The following is a 12,710-nucleotide window of genomic DNA, read 5'->3' as shown; positions in this document are numbered from 1 at the left end:
GCGCGGGGGTCAGCCCGAGGGCAGGGGCGCAGGCTCGGGCAGCGGCTCGAGCGGTTCCAGCGGCGGCAGCGGCTCCATGGTGAACAGCGGCTCGGGGGCGGGGGTGCTGGTGCGGATCACCGCGCCGGGACCGCCCAGCGTCGCGATCTGTGCGGCCAGCTGCGCGATGGCGGCATTCTGCGCGGCGGCGATGGCGGCGGGCGGGGCCGGGGGCTTGCGCCTGCCGCTGGCGGGGGCGGCCTGCGGGATCGGCACCGCGATGGCGAAGCTGCGGGCGTGGTTGGCGCCGCCGGCGCTGTCCTGCGCGACGTAATAGCGCCCGCCCAGCCGATAGACGCCGTCCATCCCGGCCAGCGCCTGTTCCACCCGCACCTCGATCCGGCGCCGCGGCGGCTCGGCCAGGGGCCAAGGCTCGGCGATCACCGTCGCCCCGCTCATGTCGGAAATCGCCCGCGCCAGCGCCAGGGTGAAGCCGCGTTCCGGCTTGTCGGCCCACAGGGTTTTCGTGTTCGAGCGCACCGCCCCGTCCGCGGTCTGCCACGCCACCTCGCCCGAGGCCGCGTATTCCGGTAGCGACACGTCGCGCAGCTCGGCGGTGCCCAGGTTGTTGGCCACCCGTATGGGCGGCGTCGGCGGGTCGATCAGATAGCGGCCCGTCGCCTCGGGGTTGGAACAGCCCGCCAGAACCAGCGCCACGGCAGGGAAGAACAGGAAAGCCCGCATGGTCTAACGTCCCAGGATAAAGGCGCGGGGGTTGCGCTCGATGGTGGTGGCAAGGCTGCCGAACGCCTCGGCGGCGCGGCGCAGGCTGCGCATGGTGTTGATGGTTTCCGTGTTGAAGGCGCCGCGTTCGCCGTAGCTGGCGATCACGGTTTCCCCCCGCATCGCCAGCTGCTGGAAGCGCAGCGACAGCGCGGGCAGGGTGTTGGCGGCCTGCGCCACCTGGTCGGCCGCGCGCCGCGCCGATTGCAGCGCCGCGTTCAGGTTGCCCGACGCGCCGCCCTCGCGCAGATCGTTCAGCAGCGCCGAGGCCGCCTGCAGCGTGTCCGACAGGTTGCGCGGCAGCTGCTCGGCGTCCTCGCTGCCCAGCATGGCGCGCAGGTCGTCCACCACCGCCTTGGCAGAGTCGCTGATGCCCGAAAAGTCGAACTCCTCGACCGCGACGGCGGCAGCCTCGATCTGCTCGACCATCGAGGGCACGTCGGCGGCGGCCTCGGTCACCGCCTTGGCGGCGGCCGAGGTATCGTCGAGCGCCTGCCCGATCCGCCCCGCCAGCCCGCTGTCGCGCAGCTCGGCGGAGATCGCGCTGATGTCGGCGGCCGCGGCGCCGATCTCGTCGCTGGCCTTGCGCACCGATTCCGGGATGGCGCGGGTGTCCTGCGACGAGGCGATGGCGGTGACGCTGTCCATCATCTCGGTCGCCGATTTCAGCAGCTCTTCCAGCTTGAGCTTGCCAATCCGCGTCATCAGCCCCTGCGCGGTGGTCGAGATGTCGGACAGGTCCGGCGGCGCGGTGGGGATGACGGGGAAGGGCTCGGCATCGGGCTGCATCTGCGCGGGCGGCGCCTCGGGCAGCTCGACCAGCTCGACCATCAGCGAGGTGCCCAGCAGCCCGGCGCCCGCGACCCGCGCCCGCAGCCCCTGTTCGGCGACCAGCTGGGACAGGAACTCCAGCGCCTCGGCGGGGCCGGCGTCCTGGGGCAGGCCCATGCGCTGGGGCGACACCGCCAGGGTGATGTCCTGGAACACGTCGCCGTCGTCGGGCGAGACGCGCACCGACAGGTTGGTGATGCGGCCCACGCTCAGCCCCTGGAACTGCACGTCGGCGCCGACCGGCAGGCCGCGCACCGCCTCGGGGACCAGCATGGTCAGGCGCAGCTCGTCCTCGGGCGAGGTGGCAAACAGGCTGTTCTGCGCGGTCTCGCGGTCGGGCTGCAGGTGGAACACATGCCCCGCCGTGACCGGCCGCCCGCCCGAGGACAGGGTGGCGAACTCGGCCCCCCCTTGCAGCACCGAGGCCAGCGAGCCGACGTTCAGCGCCAGCCCCTGCGTCCCCAGCGAGATGTTGAACCCCGACACGTCCCAGAACACGGTGGTGGTGGTGAGCCGGCGGTCGTGCGGGGCCTCGATGAACACATCGGCGATCACGGTCTCATCGGCCTCGGACAGGCGCAGGTTCTGCATCCGTCCCACCGCCAGCCCGTGATAGAGGATCGGGGCGCCCTCGCTCATCCCGGTGGCGTCGGTGGCGGCCAGCCGCACCCAGGTGCCGCGTTCGTTGCTGCGCGTCAGCGGCGCGCGTTCCAGCCCGCTGTGAACCTCAAGCGCGGTGGTGCCGATCTCGCTGTCCCACCAGCCCTCGATGAAGGCGCCGGTCAGCACCGTGTCCAGCCGCGAGATCCCCTGCGTGGAAACCTGCGGGCGCACGATCCAGAACTCGGCGTCGTCGTCGATGAACTGGGCGATGTCCTTGTCCACCCGCATGTCCACGATCACCTGTTCCAGATCGTGGGTGAAGCGCACGGCCTCGACCTGGCCGACGGTGATCTCGCGGAACTTCAGCAGGGTTTCGCCGGGGGTGATGCCGGTGGCGTCCTTGAAGGCGACGGAGACCAGCGTGCCGCGCCCGGCATAGGCGTTCCAGGCCAGCGCCAGCGTGACCAGCAGCGCGATGATCGGCACCGCCCAGATGACCGAGACGCTGGCCCGCGCCGCCCGCGCCGCGGTGCGCCGGACCGGATGCGCCGGGCGCAGCGGCGGCGGCGGGCCCTTGGGTGGGGTCTGCTGCGGGGGCGTGGTCCCCGGGGGGATGTCGGTCATTCGGCGGTCCTGTCCCTGCGGGTCCGAAGCGGCAGTCCGCGCCAGATCAGCCGCGGATCGAAACTTTGTGCCGAAAGCATCGTGAAGGCAACCGACAGCGCGAAACTGGCCGCCGCCGGGCCGGGGTGGATGGTTGCGACGAAGCCCAGCTGCACCAGCGCCGACAGGATCGCCACCACGAACACGTCGATCATCGACCAGCGGCCGATGTATTCGACCGCCTCGAGCGCGCGCAGCCGCGTGTGCGCGGCCTCGACGCTGGCGGGGCGCCCGGCGACGGTGGCCAGCCAGGCGATGACCAGGAACTTGCCGATCGGCACGATGATCGAGGCGATGAAGATGATCGCCGCCACCCCATAGTTGCCGTAATGCAACAGCTCGATCACCCCGCCGAAGATGGTGGCCTCGCTGTTGCCGGCCAGCCCGCCCAAGGTCTGAGTCTTGAGCATCGGCAGCAGGTTGGCCGGGATGTAGAAGATCAGCCCCGCCAGCCACCACGCCCAGACCGCCTGCAGGCTATGGCGGTCGGGCTGGTAGACATGCGCCCCGCAGCGGCCGCAGAACTCGGTCCCCGCGGGCCAGACCCGCCCGCAGCCGCGGCAGCCGACCAGCCCGGCGCGGTGGGCGGTCAGGACCGGGGGCTCGTCCGGCTTGGGGGCGCTCATCCGGCGCGCCCGTCCGGGGCGGGGCGGTGGCGGGTTTGCGCCACGGCCTGCGGGTCGGCGACCACCTCGCGTCCGTCGGTGAAGGCGCCGCGGTCCTCGAGCGTGTCCCAGATCGTCGTCGAGCAGGTGAACACGTTGCTGGCGGCGCCGACCACGATCAGCCCGCAGAACGCCCAGAACGCCGGCCCCAGGCTGACGGTCGCCAGCCCCGCCACCTTGACCAGCGCAACCGAGGTGCCGATCACGAAGATCTCGGCCATCGACCACGGCCGCAGCAACTCTGACAGGCGGAACGCCTCGCCCGCGTGGCGCGCGGGCGGGCCGTCGCCGCGCATCGGCCACAGCACATAGACCAGCAGCAAGGCCCGCAGCGCCGGCAGCCCGACGATGAACCCCAGCATCGCCACCGTCAGCGGCATCAGCCAGCCATGGGAAAACGCCAGCGCCACCCCGAACAGCGAGGTGGCGTTGCCGAACCCCATGCGCGAGATTTCCAGGAACGGGAAAAAGATCGCCGCCACCATCAGCACCAGCGAGGTGACCGACAGCGCCACGATCTGGGTGAAGGCGCCCGCCCGCGGCCGCCCCAGCACCTTGCCGCAGCGGATGCAGCGCGCGGTCTCGCCCTCGGCCAGCTCGTCCTCGACATGCAGCGCGTCGCAGCGCGGACAGGCCATCAGCCCCGCGCCGGTTTCCAGGTCGAACTGTCCTGCCTCGATCATGGGAAACACTCTAGCCCGATCCGGGCACCGCGCAAGCAAGCGCTCCGGTCCGGCTGCGGCGATCCTTCCGTTGCGTCCGGCGCGGCCTTTGCTAGCCTTGCGGCGATGGGACGAGGCAGGGGGAACGGACCGAATGCACGATGTGGTCATTGCGGGGGCGGGCAGCGCCGGTTGCGTGCTGGCCGCGCGGCTGTCCGAGGACCCGCGCCTGCGCGTCCTGCTGATCGAGGCCGGGGAAAGCGACCGCTATCCGTGGATTCACGTGCCGATCGGCTATCTTTATTGCATCGGCAACCCGCGCACCGACTGGATGTACAAGACCGCGCCCGACCCCGGGCTGCACGGGCGGCAGCTGCTGTATCCGCGCGGCAAGGTGCTGGGCGGGTGCAGCTCCATCAACGGGATGCTGTATCTGCGCGGGCAGGCCGCCGATTACGACCACTGGCGGCAGCTGGGCTGCACCGGCTGGGGCTGGGACGACGTGCAGCCGCTGTTCCTGAAGTCCGAGGATTATTTCGACGGTGCCTCGGAACATCACGGCGCTGGCGGCCCCTGGCGGATCGAGCGGCAGCGGCTGCGCTGGGACATCCTCGACGACTGGGCGCGGGCGGCGCAGGCAGTGGGGATCCCCGCCAGCGACGATTTCAACACCGGCGACAACGAGGGCGTGGGCTATTTCAAGGTCAGCCAGCGGAACGGCTGGCGGGTCTCGGCCGCCCGCGCCTTTCTGCGCCCGGCGATGAAGCGGCCGAACCTGACCGTGCTGACCGGCCGCCACGTCCGCCGCGTCCTGTTCGAGGGCGACCGCGCCGTCGGGCTGGAACTGTTCGCCGACGGTGCGGTCGAGGTGGTGCGCGCGGGTCAGGTGGTGCTGTCGGCCGGCGCCATCAACACCCCGCAGATCCTGCAACTCTCCGGCATCGGCCCGGGGGCGCTGTTGCAGGAGATGGGCATCGCGGTGCGCCGCGACGCCCCGGTGGGCGAGAACCTGCAGGACCACCTGCAATTGCGCTGCGCCTGGAAGGTCTCGGGCGCGCGGACGCTGAACCAGATGGCCCGGCGCTGGTGGGGGCGGGGGATGATCGGCGCCGAATATCTGCTGCGCCGCACCGGCCCGATGAGCATGGCGCCCAGCCAGTTGGGGGCGTTCGCGCGGTCAAGCCCCGATGTGGCGACGCCGGACCTGGAATGGCACGTCCAGCCGCTGAGCCTCGAGGCGTTCGGGCAGCCGCTGCATGATTTCCCCGCGATCACCGCCAGCGTCTGCCACCTGCGCCCGGAAAGCCGCGGCCATGTGCGGATCACCTCGGCCGACCCCATGCGCGCGCCCGAGATCGCGCCGAACTACCTGTCCACCCCCGGCGACCGCCTGACCGCGGCGCGCGCGATCCGCCTGACCCGCCGGATCATGGCGGCCGAGCCGATGTCCCGCTATCGCCCCGAGGAAATGAAGCCCGGCCCCTCGTTCCAGAGCGACGAGGAACTGGCCGACGCCGCCGGGCTGGTGGGCTCGACCATCTTCCACCCGGTGGGCACGGCGCGGATGGGGGCCGACGACGGCGCCATCGTGGACCCGCGGCTGCGGGTGCGCGGGGTGCAGGGGCTGCGCGTGGTCGATGCCTCGGTCATGCCTGTGATCACATCCGGCAACACCAACGCCCCCACCATCATGATCGCGGAAAAGGCCGCGGTGATGATGCGCGAGGAAATGCGCGGCATTTGAACGGTTAACCTGCCGGCAACACCGCGTCTGCTATGGCTGGCCCTTGGGTAATCCGGGGGTGCGCAGATGGCGTCGAAACGAAATGCTCTGCCGATCATCATCCGGCGCTGCGCTGCGGTGGCCGAGGAATCGCACCACGGCGGCGCGTGGAAGGTCGCCTACGCGGATTTCGTGACCGCGATGATGGCGTTTTTCCTGCTGATGTGGCTGCTGAACGCGACCACGGAAAAGCAGCGCCAGGGGCTGGCGGAGTATTTCGACCCGACCATCGTCCATGCCCCCGCCTCGGCCGCGATGGGCATGGACGGCGGCGAATCGGACGATCCCCCCGCGGATCAGGCTGCGGTCTACACCCCCTCGGCCGACCGGCAGATGCGCGAGATCGAGCAGGCGATCCAGAATGCCCTGACCGGCACCGGCGCCGAATCGATGCAGCGGGTGAACCTGCTGCGCCACGTCGTCACCCGCATCACCGACGAGGGGCTGGTGATCGAGCTGGGCGACATCGTGGACGAGGCGCTGTTTCATGGCGAATCGGCCGAGCCCACGCCAGCGCTGCGCGAACTGACCGCGATTCTCGCCACCGTGCTGGGGCGCACGAAGAACCAGCTGGCCATTGCCGGGCATGTCCGGGGTTTCCCGGAAATGCTGGTGGAAAACCCGACCTGGCCGCTGTCGGACCAGCGCGCCCACGCCGTCCGCCGCCTGCTGGTCGATGGGCGGCTGGACGACCGCCGCATCCAGCGCGTGACCGCTTTCGGCGACAAGAAACCTCGCAATTCCAATGCGATGGACCCGGGGAATAACCGGGTCGAGGTGATTTTACTTAGATAATGCAGGACAGGGCAGCGCCGTTAGCGGGAAATTAAGCTCTGGCGCGCATCTTCCAGTCAATGTGATTCAACCAGGGTGACCCGAATGACGATTTCCTCGTCCCTTCATGCCGGCGTGTCCGGCCTTGCCGCCAACGCTGCGCGGCTGGCAAGCATTTCGGACAATATCGCGAACTCGGGGACCTATGGCTACAAGCGGCTGAACACCGATTTCGAAAGCATGGTGATCAACCAGGCGCGGGGAACCGGGGTCTATGCCTCGGGCGGGGTCAGGACCGTGACCACAAGGCTGGTGGACCAAAAGGGCGGGCTGGTGTCCTCGTCCCATTCGCTGGACATCGCGGTCTCGGGGCGGGGGATGCTGCCGGTGATCCCCTCCGTCTATCTGGACGGCGGGCTGGGCGGGGGGCTGGGCAGCCAGCCGATGATGATGACCCCGACCGGGTCCTTCCGCCCGGACGACAACGGGGTGCTCAAGACCGAATCGGGCTTGGTGCTGCTGGGCTGGCCGGCGCTGGCCGACGGGACCATCCCGCTGAACGCCCGCGACAGCGTGGCCGGGCTGCAGCCGGTGGTGCTCAGCCATCACCAGACCTCGGGCGACCCGACGACGCGGATCCAGCTGGGCATCAACCTGCCCGCCGGCGCGACGCGGCCCGGCGCGGCCGGACTGCCCGAGGTGACGGCGGTCGAGTATTTCGGCAATCTCGGGGCGCCGGAAAGCCTTCAGGTCACCTTCACCCCTGTGCCTTCGACCGGGGCGCTGCCCAGCAACAGCTGGCGGATGGAGATCCGCGATTCCGCCATGGACCCGGCCTCGAACCTGGTCGGCAGCTACGAGCTGGTGTTCGACGACGGCCAGACCTTCGGCGGCACGCTGCGATCGGTGACGGTGCTGTCGGGCGGGGCCTACGACGCCGCCACCGGGGAATTGACGCTGGCCGTGCAGGGCGGCCCCATCGCCGTCACCATCGGCCGGCTGGGCGACCCCAACGGGCTGACCCAGCTCGAGTCCGGCTTCGCCCCGACCAACATCGCCCGGAACGGCTCGCCCGTGGGCAATTTCTCGACGGTCGAGATCGACGAACACGGGATGCTGCGGGTGACCTATGATACCGGCTTTACCCGCACCATCGCCCAGATCCCGCTGGTGGACGTGCCCAACCTGAACGGGCTGATCGCCCGGGACAGCCAGACCTATCAGGTCTCGGCGGAATCGGGGTCGTTCTACCTGTGGGACGCGGGCGACGGGCCGACGGGCGCCGTGGTCGGCTATGCCCGCGAGAACTCGACCACCGATGTCGCGCAGGAGCTGACGGACCTGATCCAGACCCAACGCGCCTATTCGTCGAACGCCAAGGTCATCCAGACCGTGGACGAGATGCTTCAGGAAACCACCAACATCAAGCGCTGAGGAGGGCCGCGGCGCGGCCGCGGACACGCCGGACATGAGCCTTTCCAATGCCATCTCGAACGCGGTCTCGGGGATCGTCGCCGCCTCGCGCGGGACCGAGGTCGTCGCCTCGAATCTCGCCAACGCCCTGACCCCCGGCTATGCGCGCCGCGAGCTGCAGCAATCGGCGCGCTCCTATCTCGCCGGCGGCGGCGGGGTGCAGGTCGACGGCGTGGCAAGGGTTGTGCGCAACTCGGTCCTGGCGCAGGGGCGGCTGGCCTCGGCCGATGCGGCCCGCGCCGGCACCCTGGCCGATTTCCACAAATCCATGGCCGATGCGCTGGGCGTGCCCGGCCAGCCCGGCGCCCTGACCACGCTGCTTTCCGAGTTCGAGGCGGCGCTGGTCTCGGCCTCGGCGCGCCCCGAGAACGAATCCGGGCTGGCGCGGGCCCTGTCCGCCGCCAGCGCGCTGGCCGGCGCCTATCAGTCGATCGGCAACAGCATCCAGCAGGCCCGCACCACCGCCGACCAGGCCATCGCGCAGGATGTGGCGACGCTCAATTCCGGGCTCGAGCAGGTGGCCGAACTGAACCGGCAGATCGCCATGCAGACGACCGCCGGCGGCGACGCGAATGCCCTGCAGGACGAACGCCAGCGGCTGATCGACCAGCTGGCCGAGATCGTGCCGTTGAAGGAACTGCCCCGCGAAAACGGGCGCGTGGCGCTGTTCACCGCGAACGGCGGCGTGCTGCTGGATGGGACCGAGCCCGCCCGCTTCGGCTTCACCGCCGCCGGGCCGGTCACGGCAGGGATGGCGGTCGGCGCCTCGGCACTGGGGCTGCTGTCCCTTAATGGCCAGGAAATCCCGGCCGCGCAGATGGGCCGCTATGCTGGCGGCCGGCTGGCCGCCAATTTCCAGATCCGCGATGTGGACGCGCCGCTGGCGCAGGCGCGGCTGGATGCGGCGGCGCTCGACCTGCACGACCGCTTCGCCGACAGTGCCGTGGACCCGACCCTCGGGGCCAGCGATCCGGGGCTGTACACCGACGCCGGCGCGCTTGTGCTGCCGCCGCCCGCCCCGGGCCTCGCGCAGCGCCTGACCCTCAACCCCGCGCTTGATCCGGCGGTGGGCGGGGACATCTGGCGGCTGCGCGACGGGCTGGGGGCAACCGCGCCGGGCCCGGCGGGCGCCTCGGGGCTGCTGGTGGCGATGAAGGATGCGCTGGGCGCGTCCCGCGCCGGCACCCTGCCGGGGCTGAGCGCGCGCCCGCGCACCGCTGCGGTGCTGGCCTCCGAGCTGACCTCGCTCGCCGCTTCGGGTCGGATCGACGCCGAACGCGTCCTCGGCGCGGCCGCGGTGCAGTCCTCGACCTACGCCTCGCTGCTGCAGCAGGACGGCGTCGACAGCGACAAGGAGATGGAGACGCTGCTCGCGCTCGAACGCGCCTACGCCTCCAACGCCCGGGTTCTCCAGGCGGTGGACGAGATGATCCAGACGATATTGAGGCTGACATGACCAACAGTGTTTCGATCGGCGATCTGTCGCGTGCGGCGTTGCTTCGACAGGCCAATGCGCAGTTGAAGTCGCGCCTGCTGGTGCTGACGCAGGAATCGGCCAGCGGCGTCAAATCCGACATGGCGCAAGCGGTCGGCGGCAATTTCGGCCATCTCGCGCAGGTCGAGGCGCGGCTGACCACGCTGGCCGCCTATCGCGAAACCGCCGCTGCCGCGCAGGCCGAGCTGGCCGGGCTGCAGGCGGCGCTGGAAACCATCGGCAAGATCGGGTCCGAGATCGGCAACGGCATGTCCTCGGGCGTCTCTGCCACCGACGAGACCAGCATTTCCATCCGTTCCCGGCAGGCTCGCGACGATCTGAATGCGGTCGTCGGCCTGATGAATGTCGAGATCGGCGGCCGCTTCCTGCTGTCCGGCAGCGCCGTGGAAACGCGGCCGATGGGCGACGCCGCCGGAATCCTGGCGGATGCGCGGGCGCAGGTTGCCGGGCTGACCGACCCGGCCGCGATCGCCGCCGCCATTTCGGGCTGGTTCGGCGCGGCACCCGGTCTGGGCGGGTTCGCCGACACCTGGTTCGGCGGCAATACGGACACGCGGATGGTGGCCAGTTCCTCTCAGGCCGCGGTGACGCAGACGCTGACCGGGCTGGATCCGTCGTTCCGCGATATCCTCAAGGGACTTGTGCTGGGCGCGCTGGCCGACGATCCCGCCGTCGCCCTCGCGCGAGAGGACAAGGCGGCGCTGGTCGCGCAGGCCGGCACCACCACCCTGGCGGGGGTGCGCGCCCTGACCATGCGGCGGGCCGAGGTCGGGATGCAGGAGGAAGCGATCGCCCGCGACGCCGCGCGCAATGCGGCGGAGACCACGGCGATGTCTATCGCGCGGACCCGGATCGTCGAGGCCGACCCCTATGAAACGGCCAGCGCCCTGACCCAGACCGAAACCAGTTTGCAGAATCTCTATGCGCTGACCGCGCGGCTGTCGCGGCTGTCGCTGACGGATTATCTGCGATGAGGGCGGTGCTCGGGCTTCTGGCGGTGCTGATTCTGGCGCCCGCGCTTGCATGGGCGGCGCCGGTGCGGATCAAGGATCTGGCGACGGTGGACGGTGTGCGCGGCAACGACCTGCTCGGCTACGGGATTGTGGTCGGGCTGAACGGCACTGGCGACAGCCTGCGCAACGCTCCTTACACCGAGGAAATGCTGGGCGGATTGCTCGAACGGCTGGGGGTGAACGTCACCGGGGAAAGTTTCCGCCCCAAGAACGTTGCGGCGGTAATGGTGACCGGGACCTTGCCGCCCTTTGCGCGGGCGGGGGGCCAGATCGACGTGACCGTGGCCGCGATCGGCGATGCCAAAAGCCTGCTGGGCGGCACGCTGGTGATGACGCCGCTGAGCGCGGCCGACGGGGAAATCTATGCCGTCGCGCAGGGTTCGATCATCGCCGGCGGCGCCTCGGCACAGGGCGAGGCGGCGTCGGTGGTGCAGGGGGTGCCGACCTCGGGCCACATCCCCTCGGGCGCACGAGTCGAGCGCGAGGTCGATTTCGACTTCAGCCGGATGTCGAGCTTTCGCCTGGCGCTGCGTTCGGCCGATTTCACCACGGCGGCGCGGATCGAAAAGGCCATCAACGACGATTTCGGCACCGGAATCGCGACGCTGCTGGACGCCACCACCATCCTGATCGATTCCGGACGGCTGGGGGCGGTCAACCCGGCACGGCTGGTGGGGCGGATCGAGAACATCCTGGTCGAGCCGGAAAGCCGCGCCCGGGTCGTGGTCGACCACCGCTCGGGCACCATCGTCATGGGCGAGGATGTGCGGATCTCTCGGGTTGCGGTGTCGCAGGGGAACCTGACCATGCGGGTCCGTGAAACGCCGGTGGTGTCGCAGCCCAACCCCTTTGCGCCCGGAGAGACCGTGGTGGTGCCGCGCAGCGATGTCGAGATCACGCAGGAACCCGGAATCGGCTTCGCCGAGGTCAGCGGAGAATCGTCCCTATCCGACGTGGTCGAAGGGTTGAACGCCTTGGGCGTGCGCCCGCGCGAACTGATCGACATCCTCAAGGCCGTCCATGCGGCCGGTGCCCTGCATGCCGAGTTCATCGTGAACTGACTGAACGGTGGGCATCACAGAGGTAGCGCGTGAGGTGTCGGGAATAGAGAAAACACGGCGGATCGTGTAACAGAGTGGACGGCCTTGGCCCGGGCTGGAGCGGTAAGACGGATACGTTCATCTTTCATCTCTACTATGCCGCGGAAGGTCGGCCTCCGCCGCTCGGACGTAAGGCAGATGGTTCTCGCATGACCGGGGTGGCCCCGGAAGCCCTCGATTTGCGGCTGGAGAGAAATCGGTTGCAGCGTTGTTGTCGCTACGGATGCGCTCGGAGTCCCGGTAACTTTCGTCGACCTCGACCTCGACCTGACCTTGGGCAGCCCTCTTCCGTCCGGCCGGCCATTGTGAAGCGCAGCAGTCGATAGCGCGAGAGAAGTGTCGTGGTACATCCTCTCAATTGGCTGCCCGGCTGGCCAAGAGCTCGAGCGCAAACGGATACAGCAGAGGGGGAACTTGCGCTCTGGAGTCTCGAAACAGGGAGCGGCTTTTGGGAAGCATGAATGCACCTAACACACGCCCTTAGAACTGGTCAGCTTGTGTAAACCCTATCCCGGGCGGCAGCGGCGCGGGTGCAGCGCGATACGGCGGGGGTTGGACGAGGGAGTCGGTCCGTTGAGGTCGACAATGCAGGGACAGCTTATCCTTGCCCTCGGGACGGCCTACCAGCCTGCATAGTCCGGCGGGGCAGCGAGATAGGCCAATCCGTCGCGATCAGCTGGAGACGTCGGTTCATCTTCGAACTTTCGGGCCGCCGTTTGACCCTGCATGGTCCAGCGGGCAGAGCGAAAAAGGGTAATCCGATCAACTGGAAAAGAGGCGGTCCATCCTCGAACTTCAAAATTCCGCCTGGTTCAGGCCGGTCCGGCGGGCAGGTGAGAGCAGCCGGTCCGTTGAGGTTGGCAATGGAAAGGCGGTTTATCCTTAC

Annotated in this window: 10 protein-coding genes; 6 read left to right on the top strand and 4 right to left on the bottom strand. The window is 69.5% G+C overall.

The features are described 5' to 3' along the window. Positions 1-9 precede the first annotated feature (9 nt). From RSP45_RS09280 to RSP45_RS09265, 4 genes are read right to left on the bottom strand one after another with little or no spacing between them, the layout of a single operon-like run. The gene (locus RSP45_RS09280) at positions 10-723 is read right to left on the bottom strand and encodes a membrane integrity-associated transporter subunit PqiC (RefSeq protein ID WP_415391696.1); all 714 of its coding nucleotides are present in this window, start codon (positions 721-723) and stop codon (positions 10-12) included. A gap of 3 nt (positions 724-726) precedes the next feature. After that, positions 727-2,820, bottom strand: a complete 2,094-nt coding sequence (locus RSP45_RS09275; protein ID WP_415391695.1) for an intermembrane transport protein PqiB — start codon at positions 2,818-2,820, stop codon at positions 727-729. Further along, positions 2,817-3,485 carry a paraquat-inducible protein A gene (locus RSP45_RS09270; RefSeq protein ID WP_415391694.1) on the bottom strand — a complete coding sequence of 223 codons (669 nt, stop codon included), beginning with the start codon at positions 3,483-3,485 and terminating at the stop codon, positions 2,817-2,819. Before RSP45_RS09270 ends, RSP45_RS09275 begins: the two co-directional genes overlap by 4 nt. Then, a complete protein-coding gene (locus RSP45_RS09265; RefSeq protein WP_073068293.1) occupies positions 3,482-4,207 on the bottom strand; it encodes a paraquat-inducible protein A in 726 nt (241 codons plus the stop codon). Before RSP45_RS09265 ends, RSP45_RS09270 begins: the two co-directional genes overlap by 4 nt. Before the next feature lie 133 nt (positions 4,208-4,340). On the opposite strand from RSP45_RS09265, the gene RSP45_RS09260 reads away from it, so the two are divergent. The 6 genes from RSP45_RS09260 (at position 4,341) to RSP45_RS09235 (ending at position 11,785) form a co-directional block, all read left to right on the top strand. Then, positions 4,341-5,930, top strand: coding sequence for a GMC family oxidoreductase (locus tag RSP45_RS09260; protein ID WP_415391693.1), 1,590 nt, complete (start codon positions 4,341-4,343; stop codon positions 5,928-5,930). Positions 5,931-5,996: 66 nt separating this feature from the next. Further along, a complete protein-coding gene (locus RSP45_RS09255) occupies positions 5,997-6,764 on the top strand; it encodes a flagellar motor protein MotB (RefSeq protein WP_415391692.1) in 768 nt (255 codons plus the stop codon). An 84-nt stretch (positions 6,765-6,848) separates the two neighbouring features. Further along, positions 6,849-8,177: a flagellar hook protein FlgE gene (locus RSP45_RS09250; protein WP_415391691.1), complete on the top strand. Its 1,329-nt coding sequence runs from the start codon at positions 6,849-6,851 to the stop codon at positions 8,175-8,177. A gap of 34 nt (positions 8,178-8,211) precedes the next feature. Continuing rightward, entirely contained in the window at positions 8,212-9,672 is a 1,461-nt protein-coding gene (flgK, locus tag RSP45_RS09245) for a flagellar hook-associated protein FlgK (RefSeq protein WP_415391690.1), read from the top strand. Beyond that, positions 9,669-10,685 (top strand): hypothetical protein, encoded by a 1,017-nt coding sequence (locus RSP45_RS09240; RefSeq protein ID WP_415391689.1) that lies wholly within the window; start codon positions 9,669-9,671, stop codon positions 10,683-10,685. The genes flgK and RSP45_RS09240 overlap by 4 nt, the downstream gene beginning before the upstream one ends. Then, positions 10,682-11,785: a flagellar basal body P-ring protein FlgI gene (locus RSP45_RS09235; RefSeq protein ID WP_415391688.1), complete on the top strand. Its 1,104-nt coding sequence runs from the start codon at positions 10,682-10,684 to the stop codon at positions 11,783-11,785. The genes RSP45_RS09240 and RSP45_RS09235 overlap by 4 nt, the downstream gene beginning before the upstream one ends. Positions 11,786-12,710 lie beyond the last annotated feature (925 nt).

Origin of the sequence: Paracoccus sp. SJTW-4 (assembly GCF_047716885.1) — a bacterium.
In the GTDB taxonomy this organism is placed as follows: Bacteria; Pseudomonadota; Alphaproteobacteria; order Rhodobacterales; family Rhodobacteraceae; genus Paracoccus; species Paracoccus solventivorans.
The sequence above is the reverse complement of the archived record's forward strand: the minus strand, read 5'-3'. Positions and strand labels throughout refer to the sequence as shown.